The organism is Streptomyces sp. NPDC090994 (assembly GCF_044768905.1).
Taxonomy (GTDB): Bacteria; Actinomycetota; Actinomycetes; order Streptomycetales; family Streptomycetaceae; genus Streptomyces.
Window position 1 is genome coordinate 115,392 of the sequence record NZ_JBIVWS010000020.1, and the last position, 18,141, is coordinate 133,532.

The window sequence follows — 18,141 nt, forward strand, 5'->3', positions numbered from 1 at the left end:
AACGAACGGACGCATGGACGGACGTATGGACGAACGCATGGACGGACGAATGGACGGATGAATGGACGGATGAATGAATGAATGAGTCTTCATGTGTTCCTGTATGGTGTGCGGCGTGTCCACCACCCTTGCCCCCACCGCGCCCGCGACGACGCCCCGCAGCCCGGCGCCCGGCCGCCGCACCCGCGTGCTGGCCCTGCCCGAGGCCCGCTGGGCGCTCGTCTCCCTGCTCGCGTTCCTGCTCGCCCTGACCCTCGACCTGACCGGGGTCACCGCCTGGGCGTACGGCCCGCTGTACGCCCTCGCCTACGCCGCCGGCGGCTGGGAGCCCGCCCTGGAGGGCCTGCGCGCACTGCGCGAGAAGACCCTCGACGTCGACCTGCTGATGATCGTCGCGGCGCTCGGCGCGGCCGCCATCGGCCAGGTGCTCGACGGCGCCCTGCTGATCGTCATCTTCGCCACCTCCGGCGCCCTGGAGGCCCTGGCCACCGCCCGCACCGCCGACTCCGTGCGCGGCCTGCTCGACCTCGCGCCCACCACCGCCACCCGGGTGACCGGGGACCGTGAGGAGACCGTCGCCACCGCCGACCTCGCCGTCGGCGACGTCCTCCTGGTCCGGCCGGGCGAGCGGATCGGCGCCGACGGCACGGTCCTCGGCGGCGAGGGCGAGGTCGACCAGGCCACCATCACCGGCGAGTCCCTCCCCGTCCTGAAGACCCCCGGCGACGACGTCTTCGCCGGCACCCTCAACGGCACCGGCGCCCTGCGCGTCCGCGTCGACCGCGACCCCGCCGACTCGGTCATCGCCCGCATCGTCGCCCTGGTCGAGGAGGCGTCCCGCACCAAGGCGCCGACCCAGCTGTTCATCGAGAAGATCGAGCAGCGCTACGCGGTCGGCGTGGTCGTCGCCACCCTCGCGGTCTTCGGCATCCCGCTCGCCTTCGGCGCCGACCTCACCGACGCCCTGCTGCGCGCCATGACCTTCATGATCGTCGCCTCGCCCTGCGCGGTCGTCCTCGCGACGATGCCGCCGCTGCTGTCCGCCATCGCCAACGCCGGCCGGCACGGGGTCCTGGTGAAGTCGGCGGTCGCGATGGAACGGCTCGGCGAGATCGACACCGCCGCCCTGGACAAGACCGGCACCCTCACCGAGGGCACCCCCGAGGTCACCGCCGTACGCCCGCTGCCCGGCTCCGGCCTCGACGAGGACGCCCTGCTCGCGCTGGCCGCCGCGGCCGAGCTGCCCAGCGAGCACCCGCTGGGCCGCGCCGTGGTCGCCGCCGCCCGCGCCCGGGGCCTGGCCCTGGCCGCCGCCGAGGACTTCACCGCCGCCCCCGGCCGCGGGGTGACGGCGACCGTCGAGGGCCACGTGGTGACCGTCGGCCGGGCCGACGCCGCCGCCGACGACGCCACCACCGTCCAGGTCGGCCGCGACGGCACCCCCGTCGGCACCCTCGTCCTCACCGACCGGCTGCGCCCCGACGCCGCCGGCGCCACCGCCGCCCTCACCGCCCTCAACGGCACCGCCCCCACCCTGCTGACCGGCGACAACGCCCGCGCCGCCGCCCGCGTCGCGGAGGCCACCGGCCTCACCGACGTCCGCGCCGACCTGTTCCCCGAGGACAAGGTCACCGCCGTACGGGAGCTGGAGGGCGCGGGCCGCAAGGTGCTGTTCGTCGGGGACGGCGTCAACGACGCGCCCGCCCTGGCCGCCGCCCACGCCGGCGTCGCCATGGGCCGCGCGGGCTCCGACCTCGCGCTGGAGACGGCGGACGCGGTCGTCGTCCGCGACGAGCTGACCGCCGTACCCGCCGTCGTCCGCCTCTCCCGCACCGCCCGCCGCCTGGTCCTCCAGAACCTGGTGATCGCGGGCACCTTCATCACCGTCCTGGTGCTGTGGGACCTGATCGGCCACCTGCCGCTGCCGCTCGGCGTGGCCGGCCACGAGGGGTCGACCGTCCTGGTCGGCCTGAACGGGCTGCGGCTGCTGCGCGAGTCCGCCTGGCGATCCGGGACCGCGCAGGAAGCGTGAGCACGATGTCGGATTCCCGCCAGAACCGCCGGGCGCGGTGGACGATGCTGGACCCATGCAGATGGGGATGCACACCGACACCGAGCGCTGCGTGCGCGCCGTCCGGTCCAAGGACGCCCGGTTCGACGGCTGGTTCTTCACGGCTGTCCTGACCACCGGCATCTACTGCCGGCCGAGCTGCCCGGTGGTGCCGCCCAAGCCGGAGAACATGGTGTTCCACCCGAGCGCGGCGGCCTGCCAGGCGGCGGGCTTCCGGGCCTGCAAGCGCTGCCGCCCCGACACCAGCCCCGGCTCCCCGGAGTGGAACCAGCGGGCCGACCTCACCGCCCGCGCCATGCGGCTGATCGCCGACGGGGTGGTCGACCGCGAGGGCGTACCCGGCCTCGCCGCCCGGCTCGGCTACAGCACCCGGCAGATCGAACGCCAGCTGCTGGCCGAGCTGGGCGCGGGCCCCCTCGCCCTGGCCCGCGCCCAGCGCGCGCGGACCGCCCGCCTGCTGATCGAGACGACCCGGCTGCCGATGGCCGAGGTCGCCTTCGCGGCCGGCTTCGCCTCCGTGCGCACCTTCAACGACACCGTCCGCGAGGTCTTCGCCCTCACCCCCGGTGAGCTGCGCACCCGCGCCCCGAAGACCGGCGCCGCCGGCGTCCCGGGCGGCGCCCTCGCCCTGCGCCTGCCGTTCCGCACCCCGTTCAACCCGGACAACGTCTTCGGCCACCTCGCCGCGACCGCCGTACCCGGCGTGGAGGAGTGGAGACAGGGCGCGTACCGCCGCACCCTGCGCCTGCCCTACGGTCACGGCATCGTGTCCCTCGCCCCCACCCCCGACCACATCGCCTGCCGTCTCGTCCTCGGCGACCTGCGCGACCTGCCCGTCGCCATCAGCCGCTGCCGTCGGCTGCTCGACCTGGACGCCGACCCGGCCGCCGTCGACGCCCATCTGCGCACCGACCCGGTCCTGGCGCCCCTGGTCGACAAGGCCCCCGGGCGGCGCGTGCCGCGCACCGTCGACGAGGCCGAGTTCGCCGTCCGCGCCGTCCTCGGCCAGCAGGTCTCCACGGCCGCGGCCCGCACCCACGCCGCCCGCCTGGTCACCGCCCACGGCGACCGCGTGGACGACCCCGAGGGCGGCCTGACCCACCTGTTCCCCACGCCCGAGGCACTGGCGTCGGTGGACCCCGCCACCCTCGCCATGCCCCGCACCCGCCGGGCGACCCTCACCACCCTGGTCCGCCACCTCGCCGACGGCTCCCTCGCCCTCGGCGTGGACAGCGACTGGCCGGCCACCCGCGCACGTCTCCTGGCCCTGCCCGGCTTCGGCCCCTGGACCGCCGACGTCATCGCCCTGCGCGCCCTCGGCGACCCCGACGCCTTCCTCCCCACCGACCTCGGCATCCGCCGCGCCGCCCAGTCCCTCGGCCTGCCCTCGACCCCGGCCGCCCTCACCGCCCGCGCGGCCGGGTGGCGGCCCTGGCGGGCGTACGCCGTCCAGTACCTGTGGGCGACCGACGACCACCCCATCAACTTCCTGCCCGTGTGAGGACCCGGCATGACCAGACAGCACACCGTCACCGACAGCCCCTACGGCCCGCTCACCCTGGTCGCCGAGGACGGCGTCCTGTGCGGCCTCTACATGACCGACCAGCGCCACCGCCCGCCCGAGGAGACCTTCGGCCCCCGCGACGACACCCCCTTCGGCACCGCCCTCGACCAGCTGACCGCCTACTTCGCGGGCGAGCTGCGGGAGTTCACCGTCCCCCTCCGCCTGAACGGCACGCCCTTCCAGCGCACCGTCTGGGACCACCTGCGCACCATCCCCTACGGCGAGACCCGCACTTACGGCGAACTCGCCGCCGCCCTCGGCAACCCGGCCGCCTCCCGTGCGGTCGGCCTCGCCAACGGCCGCAACCCGATCGGCGTCATCGTCCCCTGCCACCGCGTCATCGGCGCGAGCGGCGGCCTCACCGGCTACGGCGGCGGACTGGAACGCAAGCGGCGGCTGCTGGACTTCGAACGCGGGGCGGCGCTCTTCTAGCGCGCGGCGCCGCCGATCACCGCCGGCCGGCGGCGATCTTCCGCAGCAGTTCCGGCAGGGCCGTGCCGATCGGCTCCCGGATCACCTCGTCGGCCCGGTCGTCGTACGGCGTCGGCTCGGCGTTGACGACGACGAGCCGGGCGCCGTGGTCGGCGGCGACGCCCGCCAGCCCGGCGGCGGGCTCCACCTGGAGGCTCGTCCCGGCGGCGACGAACACCTCGCACGCCTGGGCGATGCCCGCCGCCTCGCCCAGCACCACCGGGTCCAGCCGCTCGCCGAACATCACCGTCGCCGGCTTCAGCACGCCCCCGCACTCCCGGCACGGCGGATCGTCCTCCCCGGCCGCCACCCGGGCGAGAGCGTCCTCCATCGACCCCCGCGCCCGGCACCCGGTGCACACGCAGGCGCGCGCCGTGCCGTGCAGTTCCAGCACCTTGCGGGCGGACACCCCGGCCAGCTGGTGCAGCCCGTCCACGTTCTGCGTGAGCACCCGCACCGGTACCCCGGCCCGCTCCAGCTCGGCCACCGCCCGGTGCGCGGCGTTGGGCCGGGCCCCGAGCACCCCGCTGTCCCGCCGCATCCGCCAGGCCCGCCGCCGGATCTCCGGATCAGCCATGTAGTACGCGTACGTCACGAGCTTCTCGGCCTCCGGATCGCGCCGCCACAGGCCGTCGGGCCCGCGGTAGTCGGGGATGCCGGAGTCGGTGGAGACACCCGCTCCGGTGAGCAGGGCGACGAGGGGCTTGCCGGTCATGGGGCCGAGGGTAGGGCCGCCCGTCCGGCCGGGGCGAACGGATTACCGGGCGCGACGGGGACCGGGCGGTGGCCGAGTCGACGGCGCTGCCGGGGGACGGGGCGCCCGCCGGGTCTCACAGATCAGTCAGCCCGCCACCCGCCGGGCCTCACCCGCCCACCCGCCACCCGCCGGGCCTCACCCGCCCACCCGCCGCCCGCCGGGCCTCACCGGTCCACCCGCCGCCCGTTCTCCAGTTCCGCCGTCCCCGAGCCCTCCGCCAGGACGTCCAGCGCGGCCAGGACCCGGCCGTGGGTGGCGCCGAGCAGGAAGCCGGACAGGTCCTCGCGGGCGACGAGGCGCCAGGACAGCAGCTCCTCCTCCTGGAGGCGGATGGCCTTGAGGTCCTCCTCGGAGAGGATCCCCCCGTCGTAGAGGTACGCCACCAGCGGCGGCCGGCCCGTGCCCCGCACCCAGTCCACGGCGAGCAGCCGGCCCGGGGTGACGTCGAGGCCGATCTCCTCGGCCGTCTCCCGGCGGGCGCCCTCGCGGGGCGTCTCCCCGTCGTCGGACTCGATGGTGCCGCCCGGCAGCGCCCACCCCTCGCGGTAGTTGGGCTCGACCAGCAGCACCCGGCCCTCGGCGTCCCGGAACAGGGCGGCGGCGCCGGCCAGGACGCGGGGGAGGCCGGCGATGTACGTGGCGTAATCCGAAGTGGTCATCCTCCGCAGGGTATCGGCCGGGCATGACGGCGGGGGCGCGGTCCGGTTAAGGTCACACCGGCGCGACTGCCTTGACGTGCGCTGACGTGCGCAAGGCCCGGAAGAGCAAGGGGAGAACAAGGTGGCTGACGCTGCTGTGGACGGGACCCGGCGGGTCCTCGTGGCCGCGGACAAGTTCAAGGGGTCGCTGACGGCCGTTCAGGTCGCCGAGCGGGTGACGGCCGGGCTGCGCCGCGTCGTGCCGGACGTGCGGGTGGAGGCCCTGCCGGTGGCCGACGGCGGCGACGGCACGGTGGCCGCCGCCGTCGCGGCCGGGTTCGAACGCCGGGAGATACGGGTCGCCGGGCCGCTGGGCGCGGAGGTGACGGCGGCGTTCGCGCTGCGCGAGGGCACGGCGGTCGTGGAGATGGCGGAGGCCAGCGGGCTGCAGCGGCTGCCGGCCGGGGTCTTCGCGCCGCTGACGGCGTCCACGTACGGCTCCGGGGAACTGCTGCGGGCCGCGCTGGACGCGGGGGCGCGGACCATCGTGTTCGGGGTCGGCGGCAGCGCGACCACGGACGGGGGCGCCGGGATGCTGTCGGCGCTGGGCGCGCGGTTCCTGGACGAGGAGGGGGAGCCCGTGGCGCCGGGCGGCGGCGGGCTCGCCGAGGTGGCCTCGGCCGACCTGTCCGGTCTCGACCCGCGGCTGTCCTCCGTGGAACTGGTCCTCGCCAGCGACGTCGACAATCCGCTGACCGGCCCGAAGGGTGCCCCGGCCGTCTACGGCCCGCAGAAGGGGGCCTCGCCGGACGACGTGGAGACGCTGGACGCGGCCCTCGCGCACTTCGTGACGGTGCTGGAGGGCGCGGTGGGCGCGCGGGCCGCCGAGTACGCCGCCGCGCCGGGCGCGGGTGCCGCGGGCGGCATCGGCTACGGCGCCCTGCTGCTCGGGGCGCGGTTCCGCCCCGGCATCGAGGTGATGCTCGACGTCCTCGGCTTCGCGCCGGCCCTGGAGCGGGCCGAGCTGGTGATCACCGGGGAGGGGTCGCTGGACGAGCAGACCCTGCACGGGAAGGCGCCGGCGGGTGTCGCGGCTGCGGCGCGGGCCGCGGGGCGCGAGGTCGTCGCGGTGTGCGGGCGGCTGACGCTGGCGCCGGAGGCGCTGGGGCGGGCGGGGATCAGGCGGGCGTATTCCCTCACCGAGGTCGAGCCGGACGTCGCGACGTGCATCGCGGAGGCGGGACCGATTCTGGAACGCGTGGCGGAGCGCATCGCGCGGGACTTCCTGAGCTGACCGTCCGGGGGGCTCCGTCCCCGGACCCCCGGAGCTCATTCAGCTGACCGAGTCGGGTGGTGGGTGGGCACAGGGCCGGGGGGCTGCGGGCGAAGCCCCAGCGGCGTCAGCGGCGACGCCGGGCACAAAAAAGGGGGCCTCGGACCGAACCCTGGTCCAAGGCCCCCCAAAAAGACCTCGCGCCGCTACGGCAACTGCGCCGCCCGCGCCTCCCGCCGGTTGTCGCGGAAGTTGTTCACCCGCCGGGCCGTCGCGAACAGCGGAATGACCGCGCCCATGACCAGCTGCAGCGCGCAGCCCGTCTGGAGCAGCAGCTGCCCGCTCGGCGCGTCGAACGCCCACGCGGCCAGCAGCCCCATCGACAGCACGATCCACGACAGCATCGCCACCGCGAGGCGCCCCCGCGGCTTCGGGTACTCCACCCGGCTCACCATCAGCCAGGCCGTCCCGACGATCGCCAGCACGGTCGCCACGAAGGGCAGCTCGAGGAGGACGATCGACACGACCGTCAGCGCCCCGAACGGCGACGGCATCCCCTGGAAGGTGCCGTCCTTCACCGTCACGCACGAGAATCTGGCGAGCCTGAGCACCACCGCCAGCAGCACCACGATCGCCCCGACCGCCGCCAGCCGCTGGTGCGCGTCGTCCGCGACCATGCCGTAGACGAGGACGAAGTAGGCCGGTGCGAGGCCGAAGCTGATCAGGTCGGAGAGGTTGTCCAGCTCCGCGCCCATCGGCGAGGACCGCAGCTTGCGCGCCACCAGGCCGTCGAAGAGGTCGAAGACCGCGGCGCACAGCATCAGGATCACGGCGGTGGCGGCGCTGTGCCGCGCCATGCCGGTCTCCTGGCTGCCCTGGAGGTGCGGGATCAGAATGCCGGTGGTGGTGAAGTACACCGCCATGAATCCGCACGTGGCGTTGCCGAGGGTGAGGGTGTCCGCTATCGACAGGCGCAGTGAGAGCGGCATCTCCTCCTCTTCGAACACCTCGTCGACCTCGTCGGCGGTCTCCGGCACCCAGCCGGCCTTGGTATCAGGATCAATCACGGTCAATGCGAGTCACCCCAGCCACGGTCTTCTGACCGACCTCGACCGCCACCTCCACACCTTCCGGCAGGTAGAGGTCGACGCGGGAGCCGAAGCGGATCAGGCCGATCCGCTCGCCCTGCTCGACCTTGGTGCCCTGCGGCACGTAGGGGACGATGCGGCGGGCCACCGCGCCGGCGATCTGGACCATCTCGATGTCGCCCAGCTCGGTGTCGAAGTGCCAGACGACCCGCTCGTTGTTCTCGCTCTCCTTGTTGAAAGCGGGGACGAAGCCGCCGGGCACGTGCTCGACCGAGGTCACGGCGCCGGACAGCGGGGCCCGGTTCACGTGCACGTTGAGCGGGCTCATGAAGATGGCGACGCGGGTCCGGCCGTCCTTCCACGGCATGATGCTCTGCACCACGCCGTCGGCGGGCGAGATGACCCGGCCCTGGGCGATCTCGCGCTCGGGGTCGCGGAAGAACCACAGCATCCCCGCCGCGAGCGCGGTGGCGGGGACGGCGACGGCCTTGGCGGCACCCGAGCGGCGGGCGCGGACCAGGCTGACGGCCGCGGTCGCGACGGTCGGCAGGAGCCACGGCGATGCTCCGCGCGCGAGGCGTACGCCGGCGAGGCTGTCGCGAGGTGCAGAGGTTTGGCTGTGGGGCATGGATGACCTTCGTAGCGGATGATGCCGCGCTTCGGAAACGGGGGACGGCGGCTTTCTCGCGATCGTAGCGGGTACGCGCCACAACTGGGTAAGGCAGGAAGCCGAGTCGGAGGCCGAAGAACGCCTACGGGGTGTGATCTTCTTCTCCAAGAAAACACCCCGTAACCGGACATCTAGCCCTGGAACCGATACTCCTCCAGCAGCCTGCGGCCGATGATCATTTTCTGGATCTCGGCGGTGCCTTCACCGATCAGCAGCATCGGGGCCTCCCGGTAGAGACGCTCGATCTCGTACTCCTTGGAGAAGCCGTACCCGCCGTGGATCCGGAAGGCGTCCTCCACAACCTCTTTGCAGTACTCGGACGCGAGGTACTTGGCCATCCCCGCCTCCAGGTCGTTTCGTTCGCCGGAGTCCTTTTTGCGTGCAGCGTTCACCATCATCGCATGGGCGGCCTCCACCTTGGTAGCCATCTCCGCCAGCTTGAACTGAATGGCCTGGTGCTGGGCGATCTGCTTGCCGAAGGTGTGACGCTGCTGGGCATAGCGGACGCCGAGCTCGAAGGCGCGCTGGGCGACGCCGCAGCCCCGGGCCGCCACGTTGACGCGGCCGACCTCCACACCGTCCATCATTTGGTAAAAACCTCGGCCGGTGGTTCCGCCGAGCACCCGATCAGCCGGAATGCGCAGTCCGTCCATGATCAGCTCGGTGGTGTCGACGCCCTTGTAGCCCATCTTGTCGATCTTCCCGGGGATGGTGAGACCGGGGCGGACCTCGCCGAACCCGGGTTCCTTCTCCACCAGGAAGGTCGTCATCGACTTGTGCGGGGCGGTGCCCTCCGGGTGACCCTCGTCACTCCGTACGAGTACGGCCACCAGGGACGACGTACCGCCGTTGGTCAGCCACATCTTCTGGCCGGTCAGCACGTACTCGTCGCCGTCCCTGACCGCCTTCGACGTGATCGCCGACACGTCCGAGCCGAGCGCCGGCTCCGACATCGAGAAGGCTCCCCGGATGTCACCGGCGGCCATCCGGGGCAGGAAGTGGTCCTTCTGCTCCTGGGTGCCGTGCTGCTTGAGCAGGTACGCCACGATGAAGTGCGTGTTGATGATGCCGGACACCGACATCCAGCCCCGGGCGATCTCCTCGACGCACAGCGCGTACGTCAGGAGGGACTCGCCCAGGCCGCCGTACTCCTCGGGGATCATCAGTCCGAACAGGCCCAGCTCCCGCAGCCCGTCGACGATGGCCTGCGGGTACTCGTCGCGGTGCTCCAGCTCGGTGGCGACCGGGAGGATCTCCTTGTCGACGAAGTCCCGGACGGTGGAGACGATCTCCGTCTGGACCTCGGTGAGTCCGTGGGTCTGGGCGAGGCGCGCCATCGGGTCAGCCTTCCTGGAGGTCGGGGCGGCCCGGCTGCTCGCCGCCGCGCGCCTTGATGTACGTCTCGGTGGGCACCATCACCTTGCGGCGGAACACGCACACCAGGGTGCCGTCCTGCTTGTAGCCCTTGGTCTCCACGTGCACGATCCCGCGGTCGTCCTTGGACTTCGACGGCCACTTGTCCAGCACGGTCGTCTCGCCGTAGACCGTGTCGCCGTGGAAGGTGGGCGCCACGTGCTTCAGCGACTCGATCTCCAGGTTGGCGATCGCCTTGCCGGAGACGTCCGGGACGGACATGCCGAGGAGAAGGGAGTAGATGTAGTTGCCCACCACCACGTTCTTGCCGAAATCGGTGGTGCTTTCGGCGTAGTTGGCGTCCAGGTGGAGCGGGTGGTGGTTCATGGTGAGGAGGCAGAAGAGGTGGTCGTCGTACTCGGTGACCGTCTTGCCGGGCCAGTGCTTGTAGACCGCGCCGACCTCGAACTCCTCGTAGGTGCGTCCGAACCGCATGCTCCTCAGCCCTCCGGGATCTCGAACTTCGACGTGCGCTTCATGCCCGCCGCCCGCCCCTTGCCGGAGACGACCAGCGCCATCTTGCGGCTGGCCTCGTCGATCATCTCGTCGCCGAGCATCGCCGAGCCCTTCTTGCCGCCCGCCTCGGAGGTGTAGTACGCGTACGCGTCCAGGATCAGCTCGGCGTGGTCGTAGTCCTCCTGGGAGGGCGAGAAGACCTCGTTGGCCGCCTCGACCTGGCCCGGGTGCAGCACCCACTTGCCGTCGAAGCCGAGGGCGGCGGCGCGGCCGGCCACCTCGCGGAAGCCGTCGACGTTCTTGATCTGGAGGTAGGGGCCGTCGATCGCCTGGAGGTCGTTGGCGCGGGCGGCCATCAGGATCTTCATCAGGATGTAGTGGTAGGCGTCGGCGCCGTAGCCGGGCGGCTGCTCGCCCACCACCAGCGACTTCATGTTGATGGACGCCATGAAGTCGGCCGGGCCGAAGATGATGGTCTCGACGCGCGGGGAGGCCTCGGCGATCGCGTTGACGTTGTTCAGGCCCCGCGCGTTCTCGATCTGCGCCTCGATGCCGATCCGGCCCACCTCGAAGCCCATGGTCTTCTCGATCTGGGTGAGGAGCAGGTCCAGGGCCACGACCTGCTGGGCGTCCTGGACCTTGGGCAGCATGATGCAGTCCAGGTTCGGGCCCGCGCCCTCGACGACCGTGACGACGTCCCGGTACGTCCACTCGGTCGTCCAGTCGTTGACGCGCACGACCCGGGTCTTGCCGGTCCAGTCGCCCTCGTTGAGGAACTTGACGATGGTGTGCCGGGCCTCCGGCTTGGCGAGCGGCGCGCAGGCGTCCTCCAGGTCCAGGAAGACCTGGTCGGCGGGGAGGCCCTGGGCCTTCTCCAGGAAGCGCGGGTTCGAGCCCGGTACGGCCAGGCAGGAACGCCGGGGGCGGAGACGGTCGACGGTCGTCATGCGGGGACCTCCAGGGGGTCGAGCTTGTTCGCGTGCCGGATCTCGTCCACGATCCGGCCGATGATGCCGGTGATGTCGAAGTCCTTCGGGGTGAAGACCGCGGCCACTCCGGCGTCCCGCAGCGCAGCGGCGTCACTGCTGGGGATGATGCCACCGGCGATCACCGGGATATCTGTGGCACCGGCCACACGCAGCCGCTCCAGCACGTCGGGGACGAGCCGCGCGTGCGAGCCGGAGAGGATCGACAGTCCGACCGCGTGCACGTCCTCGGCCAGCGCGGCGTCCACGATCTGCTCCGGCGTCAGCCGGATGCCCTGGTACACCACCTCGAAGCCGGCGTCACGCGCGCGTACGGCGATCTGCTCGGCGCCGTTGGAGTGCCCGTCCAGGCCGGGCTTGCCGACCAGGAAGCGGAGCTTGCCGACGCCGAGGTCGCGGGCGGTCGCCGCCACCTTGCGGCGGACCTCCGCGAGCGCCGAGCCCGCCGCGGCCGGGACCGCCACCGGCGCCGCCGACACGCCCGTCGGCGCCCGGAACTCGCCGAACACCTCGCGCAGCGCCCCGGCCCACTCGCCGGTGGTGACCCCGCAGCGGGCGCACTCCAGGGTGGCCTCCATGAGGTTGGCGTCGGAGCGGGCCGCCTCCTTCAGCCGGTCCAGCGCCGAGCTGCACCGGGGGTGGTTGAACGGCGGCTGCCACCGTGTGTCCCGCCACTGCTGGAGCGCGGCGACGACCCGTTCCTCCACCGCCGGGTCGACCGTGTGGATCGCGGTGTCCAGGTCGGCGGTGAGCGGGCTGGGTTCGGTGGACTCGAAGGCGTTGACGCCGACGATCTTCTCCTCGCCCGACTCGATCCGGGCCCGGCGCTCGGCGTGCGAGGCGACCAGCCGCGTCTTGAGGTAGCCGGACTCCACGGCCGCCAGGGCGCCGCCCAGCTCCTCGATGTGCTCGATCTCCGCCTCGGCCAGCTCGACCAGCTCGGCCACCTTCGCCTCGACCACCTTCGAGCCCTCGAAGAGGTCGCCGTACTCCAGCAGGTCGCTCTCGTACGCCAGCACCTGCTGGATGCGCAGTGACCACTGCTGGTCCCAGGGGCGGGGCAGGCCGAGCGCCTCGTTCCAGGCGGGCAGCTGCACGGCACGCGCGCGTGCGTCCTTGGAGAGGGTGACGGCCAGCATCTCCAGCACGATCCGCTGGACGTTGTTCTCCGGCTGCGCCTCGGTCAGGCCGAGCGAGTTGACCTGGACGCCGTAGCGGAAGCGGCGCTGCTTGGGGTCCTGGATGCCGTACCGCTCCCGGGTGATCTTGTCCCAGACGCGGCCGAAGGCGCGCATCTTGCACATCTCCTCGACGAAGCGCACGCCCGCGTTGACGAAGAAGGAGATCCGGCCGACGACGTCGCCCATGCGCTCCTCGGGCACTTGGCCGCTGTCGCGTACGGCGTCCAGGACGGCGATCGCGGTGGACATCGCGTACGCGATCTCCTGGACCGGCGTGGCGCCCGCTTCCTGGAGGTGGTAGCTGCAGATGTTGATCGGGTTCCACTTGGGCAGGTGGGTGACCGTGTAGGCGATCAGGTCGGTCGTCAGGCGCAGTGAGGGGCCCGGGGGGAAGACGTGCGTCCCCCGGGACAGGTACTCCTTGACGATGTCGTTCTGGGTCGTGCCCTGGAGTTCGGCGAGGTCCGCGCCCTGTTCCTCGGCGACCACCTGGTAGAGCGCCAGCAGCCACATGGCCGTGGCGTTGATGGTCATCGAGGTGTTCATCCGCTCCAGCGGGATGTCCTGGAGCAGCCGGCGCATGTCCCCGAGGTGTGCGACCGGCACCCCGACCCGGCCGACCTCGCCGCGGGCCAGGACGTGGTCGGCGTCGTAGCCGGTCTGGGTCGGCAGGTCGAACGCCACCGACAGGCCCGTCTGGCCCTTGGCGAGGTTGCGCCGGTACAGCTCGTTGGAGGCCTCGGCGGTCGAGTGGCCCGCGTACGTCCGCATGAGCCACGGACGGTCCTTCTGACGCTCTGTCATCGAGGGGCCCTCAGACGTTCCGGAAGCGGTTGATGGCGTCGGCGTGCCGGGCGCGCTTCTCCTCGTCGCGCACGCCCAGGCCCTCCTCGGGGGCGAGGCAGAGCACGCCGACCTTGCCCTGGTGGCGGTTGCGGTGGACGTCGTACGCCGCCTGGCCGGTGTCTTCGAGGGCGTACACCTTGGACAGGGTCGGGTGGATGCGGCCCTTGGCGATCAGCCGGTTGGCCTCCCAGGCCTCGCGGTAGTTGGCGAAGTGGGAGCCGATGATCCGCTTCAGGGACATCCACAGGTAGCGGTTGTCGTAGGTGTGCATGTAGCCCGAGGTCGAGGCGCAGGTGGTGATGGTGCCGCCCTTGCGGGTGACGTAGACGGAGGCGCCGAAGGTCTCGCGGCCGGGGTGCTCGAAGACGATGTCGATGTCCTCGCCGCCGGTGAGTTCGCGGATGCGCTTGCCGAAGCGCTTCCACTCCTTCGGGTCCTGGGTGTTCTCGTCCTTCCAGAACTTGTAGCCCTCGGCGTTGCGGTCGATGATCGCCTCGGCGCCCATCGAGCGGCAGATCTCCGCCTTCTGCGGCGAGGAGACGACACAGATCGGGTTGGCGCCGCCGGCCAGCGCGAACTGCGTGGCGTACGAGCCGAGGCCGCCGCTCGCGCCCCAGATCAGCACGTTGTCGCCCTGCTTCATCTGGGCGCCGTTGCGGGAGACCAGCTGCCGGTACGCGGTGGAGTTGACGAGCCCCGGCGCGGCGGCCTCCTCCCAGCTGAGGTGGTCCGGCTTGGGCATCAGCTGGTTGGACTTGACGAGGGCGATCTCGGCGAGACCGCCGAAGTTGGTCTCGAAGCCCCAGATGCGCTGCTCCGGGTCGAGCATCGTGTCGTTGTGCCCGTCGCTCGACTCCAGCTCCACGCTCAGGCAGTGCGCGACGACCTCGTCGCCCGGCTTCCAGGAGTTGACGCCGGGGCCGGTGCGCAGGACGACGCCGGCCAGGTCGGAGCCGATGACGTGGTACGGCAGGTCGTGGCGCTTGGCCAGGTCGCTGGTGCGGCCGTAGCGCTCCAGGAAGCCGAAGGTGGACAGCGGCTCGAAGATCGAGGTCCACACCGAGTTGTAGTTGACCGAGGAGGCCATCACGGCCACCAGGGCCTCACCCGGGCCCAGCTCGGGCACCGGCACCTCGTCGAGGTGGATCGACTTGCGCGGGTCCTTGTCGCGGGTGTCGAGCCCGGCGAACATCTCCGTCTCGTCCTTGTGCACGGTGATCGCGCGGTACGACTCGGGGAGCGGCAGGGCGGCGAAGTCGGCGGGGGTCGCTTCGGGGGACTGGATCGCGTCCAGGATGTCCTTCACGGTCACGGTGTTGCCTCCGGCGGTGCGTGCTGCTGCTGAGGGTCGGAAGGGTGCCTGTGACGCAGGCGTCCGGGACGCGGGGACGGCCCGCGGGGACGGCCCGGACCACTTCAACGTATGGCACCCCGTGTCACCTCGCAAGGCACTGGGTGTCATGAATTGCGCTCAGGTGAAATCTTTACGTAACAGATGAGCGATGATCGATCAGGGCTCGGTGCGGATGCGTACGGATGCGCAAAAAAGCGGCCACCCGGGCGGGTGGCCGCTTCTCAGGACAGGGGGCGGGGTCAGCGTTCCTTCAGCGCCTGCTCGATCGCCCGCATGACCTCGCCCAGCGGGGCGTCCGTGCGGGCCACGGTCACCAGGACCTCGCCCTCGGCGGAGGCCGTCGCCGCGGTCCGCCGGCCGGCCTGGCCGGCCTGTTCGGCGGACCGCCCGGCCCCGATGCCGGTGCCGAAGGTCTTGCGGACGATGGCGAAGGCGTGGTCGAGCTGGGCCTCCAGGTCGCCCTGCCCGGCCGCCCGCAGCCAGCGGCGCAGCACGTGGTTGTGGGCGGTGACCACGGCGGACGCGGCGACCTCGGCCAGCAGCGGGTCGTCGTTGGCGTCGTCGGCGTGCGCGTGCTCGTCGAAGTGGCCCAGGAGGTAGCGGGTGAACAGCCGCTCGTAGCGGGCCACCGACGCGATCTCCGCCTCGCGCAGGGTGGGCACCTCACGGGTGAGCTTGTAGCGGGCGACAGAGATGTCCGGGTGGGCCGCGTACATCTTCATGACCTCTTTGATGCCCCGGCACACCGTGTCCAGCGGGTGCTCGTGCGCGGGGGCGGCGTTGAGCACCGCCTCGGCGCGGACCAGGGTGTCGTCGTGGTCGGGGAAGATCGCCTCTTCCTTGGAGCGGAAGTGGCGGAAGAAGGTGCGCCGGGCGACCCCGGCCGCCGCCGCGATCTCGTCGACGGTGGTGGCCTCGTACCCCTTGGTGGCGAACAGTTCCATCGCGGCGGCCGCCAGTTCCCGGCGCATTTTCAGCCGCTGGGCGGCGGCTCGGCCGCCGACGGCAGTCTCCGGCGCGTCGGTCGCGGCTGGTGTACGTGTGGACTTGGCGGGCTGGGACATGAACATGAACGTACTGCATGTGCCCAGCTCGGTGCGCACGACAGGGGTTCCCGAGGGGGGAACCCCGTCGCGTGCGGCCCCGGTCAACGGCGGGCGTACTCGCGGAAGCCGCGGCCCGTTTTCCGGCCGAGGCAGCCCGCGGCCACCAGGTGCTCCAGGAGCGGCGCCGGAGCGAGCCCCGGGTCGCGGAACTCGCGGTGCAGCACCTTCTCGATGGCCAGCGACACGTCCAGCCCGACCACGTCGAGCAGCTCGAACGGTCCCATCGGATAGCCGCCGCCCAGCTTCATCGCGGCGTCGATGTCGTCGAGGGTCGCGTAGTGCTCCTGCACCATCTTCACGGCGTTGTTCAGGTACGGGAACAGCAGCGCGTTGACGATGAACCCGGCCCGGTCGCCGCAGTCCACGGCGTGTTTGCGGACCTTCCCGCACACCTCCCGGACGGTGGCGTGCACGTCGTCCGCCGTCAGCACCGTGCGCACCACCTCCACCAGCTTCATGGCGGGCGCCGGGTTGAAGAAGTGCATGCCGATCACGTCCTGCGGGCGCGAGGTGGCGCGGGCGCAGGCGACGACGGGGAGGGAGGAGGTGGTGGTGGCGAGCACCGCGCCGGGCTTGCAGACCTTGTCCAGCGTGGCGAAGAGCTGCCGCTTGACCTCCAGGTCCTCGGCGACCGCCTCCACCGCCAGGTCGACGCCGGCGAAGTCGTCGTAGCCGCCGGTGGGGGTGATCAGGCCGAGGGTGCGCGCGGCGGCGTCGGCGGTGAGCCGGCCCTTGTCGACGGAACGGGCCAGGGACGTGCCGACGCGGGCCTTGGCGGCCTCGGCCTTATCCGGGCTGCGGGCGGCGATGACCACCTCGTACCCGGCCTTGGCGAAGACCTCGGCGATACCGGAGGCCATGGTGCCCGAACCGGCGACGCCCACCGTGCGGACCGGGCGGCCGGGGACGGGGGAGGCGCTCGCGCGCGGGGTGAGCGCGTCCGGGACGACGGTCGCGCCGCCCGGGGCGTCGTAGGTGTAGAAGCCGCGCCCGGCCTTGCGGCCGGTCAGGCCCGCCTCGCTGAGCTGCCGCAGGACGGGGGCCGGGGCGTGCAGCCGGTCGTGGGAGGCGGCGTACATGGCCTCCAGGACCGTGCGGGCGGTGTCGATGCCGATCAGGTCGAGCAGGGCCAGCGGGCCCATCGGCAGGCCGCAGCCCAGGCGCATCGCCGCGTCGATGTCCTCCCGGGAGGCGTAGCGCGCCTCGTACATCGCCGCGGCCTGATTGAGGTAGCCGAACAGCAGCCCGTCGGCGACGAAACCGGGCCGGTCGCCGACCGCGACGGGCTCCTTGCCGAGATCCAGGGCGAGGTCGGTGACGGCGGCGACGGCGGCGGGCGCGGTGAGCACCGAGGAGACGACCTCGACCAGCTTCATCGCCGGGGCCGGGTTGAAGAAGTGCAGGCCCAGCACGCGCTCCGGGCGGGCGGTGTCGGCGGCCAGCCGGGTCACGGACAGCGCGTTGGTGCCGGTGGCCAGGATCGCGCCGGGCCGCACGATGCCGTCCAGCTCCTGGAAGATCCGCTGCTTGACCTCGTACGACTCCGGCGCCACCTCGATCACCAGGTCGGCGCCGGCCGCGGCCGTCAGGGCGGTGGAGGTGCGGACGCGGGCGAGGGCGTCCGCCCGCTCCCGCTCGGTCAGCCGGCCGCGGGCGACGGCGCGGGCGGTGGAGGTCTCCAGCGCGGCGACGGCCCGGGCGGCCTGCGCCTCGCTGATGTCGATGCCGACGACCTCGCGGCCGGCCCGGGCCAGCACGTCGGCGATGCCGGTGCCCATGGTGCCGAGGCCGACCACGGCGACGGTGCGCAGCGGGGACAGGGGGGCGTCGGAGAGGGGACTGCCGGGGACGGAAGCGCCGGACAGGGGAGCAGTCATGGCGGGACTCCAGGAAAGAGGGTGACGACGGCGGACGCGCCCGCCGCGCCGGACGGCGCACGGGTGCGTACGGAAAGGAGTGCGGGTGGTGCCGGGCTCACTGGCGCACACGCCCGGCGGAACCGACCGGCCCTGTCCCCGGGCCCGGCCGCGCTGCTCCCACGGCGGCCGCGTCACCAGACCGCCATGAGACGAACACGAGTCGCTGACTCGCTCGTCTGAGCTTAACCGGCGGGTAACGAGCACGCCAGTCCCTCGTGTTGGTGATCCACGTCCCATCCGGGCCGCGCCGCCTCTAGGTGTATTGATCACGAGCGTTGTTAACGCCGACGGGGCTTGATCATGGCGAAGACCTCCGGTGTGGTGGAGCTGTCTAGGACTGCACCGCAC

Annotated in this window: 15 protein-coding genes; 4 read left to right on the forward strand and 11 right to left on the reverse strand. The window is 72.3% G+C overall.

Going from position 1 to position 18,141, the window contains the following annotated elements; translation table 11 throughout:
* Nucleotides 1-103: 103 nt before the first annotated feature.
* The 3 genes from ACIQR3_RS30505 (at nt 104) to ACIQR3_RS30515 (ending at nt 4,067) form a co-directional block, all read left to right on the forward strand.
* Nucleotides 104-2,032: a heavy metal translocating P-type ATPase gene (locus tag ACIQR3_RS30505; RefSeq protein WP_403543884.1), complete on the forward strand. Its 1,929-nt coding sequence runs from the start codon at nt 104-106 to the stop codon at nt 2,030-2,032.
* A 67-nt stretch (nt 2,033-2,099) separates the two neighbouring features.
* Entirely contained in the window at nt 2,100-3,572 is a 1,473-nt protein-coding gene (locus ACIQR3_RS30510) for an AlkA N-terminal domain-containing protein (protein WP_403543885.1), read from the forward strand.
* A 9-nt stretch (nt 3,573-3,581) separates the two neighbouring features.
* A complete protein-coding gene (locus ACIQR3_RS30515; protein WP_403543866.1) occupies nt 3,582-4,067 on the forward strand; it encodes a methylated-DNA--[protein]-cysteine S-methyltransferase in 486 nt (161 codons plus the stop codon).
* 16 nt (nt 4,068-4,083) lie between these two features.
* Here the strand turns inward: ACIQR3_RS30515 and ACIQR3_RS30520 are convergent, their stop codons facing one another.
* Nucleotides 4,084-4,821, reverse strand: a complete 738-nt coding sequence (locus ACIQR3_RS30520; RefSeq protein ID WP_403543867.1) for an SIR2 family NAD-dependent protein deacylase — start codon at nt 4,819-4,821, stop codon at nt 4,084-4,086.
* 206 nt (nt 4,822-5,027) lie between these two features.
* Nucleotides 5,028-5,522: an NUDIX domain-containing protein gene (locus ACIQR3_RS30525; RefSeq protein WP_403543868.1), complete on the reverse strand. Its 495-nt coding sequence runs from the start codon at nt 5,520-5,522 to the stop codon at nt 5,028-5,030.
* Nucleotides 5,523-5,658: 136 nt separating this feature from the next.
* Here ACIQR3_RS30525 and ACIQR3_RS30530 point away from each other — a divergent pair, with 136 nt between their 5' ends.
* Complete coding sequence (locus ACIQR3_RS30530; RefSeq protein WP_403543886.1) at nt 5,659-6,795, forward strand: glycerate kinase; 1,137 nt, start codon at nt 5,659-5,661, stop codon at nt 6,793-6,795.
* A 185-nt stretch (nt 6,796-6,980) separates the two neighbouring features.
* Here ACIQR3_RS30530 and pssA read toward each other — a convergent pair whose 3' ends face one another.
* From pssA to ACIQR3_RS30575, 9 genes are all read right to left on the reverse strand, one after another.
* Nucleotides 6,981-7,763, reverse strand: a complete 783-nt coding sequence (gene pssA / locus ACIQR3_RS30535) for a CDP-diacylglycerol--serine O-phosphatidyltransferase (RefSeq protein ID WP_215167229.1) — start codon at nt 7,761-7,763, stop codon at nt 6,981-6,983.
* 70 nt (nt 7,764-7,833) lie between these two features.
* Nucleotides 7,834-8,490 carry a phosphatidylserine decarboxylase gene (locus tag ACIQR3_RS30540; RefSeq protein WP_403543869.1) on the reverse strand — a complete coding sequence of 219 codons (657 nt, stop codon included), beginning with the start codon at nt 8,488-8,490 and terminating at the stop codon, nt 7,834-7,836.
* Between the two features lie 173 nt (nt 8,491-8,663).
* The gene (locus ACIQR3_RS30545; RefSeq protein ID WP_403543870.1) at nt 8,664-9,869 is read right to left on the reverse strand and encodes an acyl-CoA dehydrogenase family protein; all 1,206 of its coding nucleotides are present in this window, start codon (nt 9,867-9,869) and stop codon (nt 8,664-8,666) included.
* 4 nt (nt 9,870-9,873) lie between these two features.
* Nucleotides 9,874-10,380 carry a MaoC family dehydratase gene (locus ACIQR3_RS30550; RefSeq protein ID WP_403543871.1) on the reverse strand — a complete coding sequence of 169 codons (507 nt, stop codon included), beginning with the start codon at nt 10,378-10,380 and terminating at the stop codon, nt 9,874-9,876.
* Between the two features lie 5 nt (nt 10,381-10,385).
* Nucleotides 10,386-11,348: an HpcH/HpaI aldolase/citrate lyase family protein gene (locus ACIQR3_RS30555; protein WP_403543872.1), complete on the reverse strand. Its 963-nt coding sequence runs from the start codon at nt 11,346-11,348 to the stop codon at nt 10,386-10,388.
* Nucleotides 11,345-13,372 carry a protein meaA gene (locus ACIQR3_RS30560; RefSeq protein ID WP_403543873.1) on the reverse strand — a complete coding sequence of 676 codons (2,028 nt, stop codon included), beginning with the start codon at nt 13,370-13,372 and terminating at the stop codon, nt 11,345-11,347. The genes ACIQR3_RS30555 and ACIQR3_RS30560 overlap by 4 nt, the downstream gene beginning before the upstream one ends.
* A 10-nt stretch (nt 13,373-13,382) precedes the next feature.
* Complete coding sequence (gene ccrA / locus ACIQR3_RS30565; RefSeq protein ID WP_403543887.1) at nt 13,383-14,720, reverse strand: crotonyl-CoA carboxylase/reductase; 1,338 nt, start codon at nt 14,718-14,720, stop codon at nt 13,383-13,385.
* Nucleotides 14,721-15,007: 287 nt separating this feature from the next.
* Complete coding sequence (locus ACIQR3_RS30570; protein WP_403543874.1) at nt 15,008-15,832, reverse strand: TetR family transcriptional regulator; 825 nt, start codon at nt 15,830-15,832, stop codon at nt 15,008-15,010.
* Between the two features lie 83 nt (nt 15,833-15,915).
* Complete coding sequence (locus ACIQR3_RS30575) at nt 15,916-17,751, reverse strand: 3-hydroxyacyl-CoA dehydrogenase family protein (RefSeq protein WP_403543875.1); 1,836 nt, start codon at nt 17,749-17,751, stop codon at nt 15,916-15,918.
* Nucleotides 17,752-18,141 lie beyond the last annotated feature (390 nt).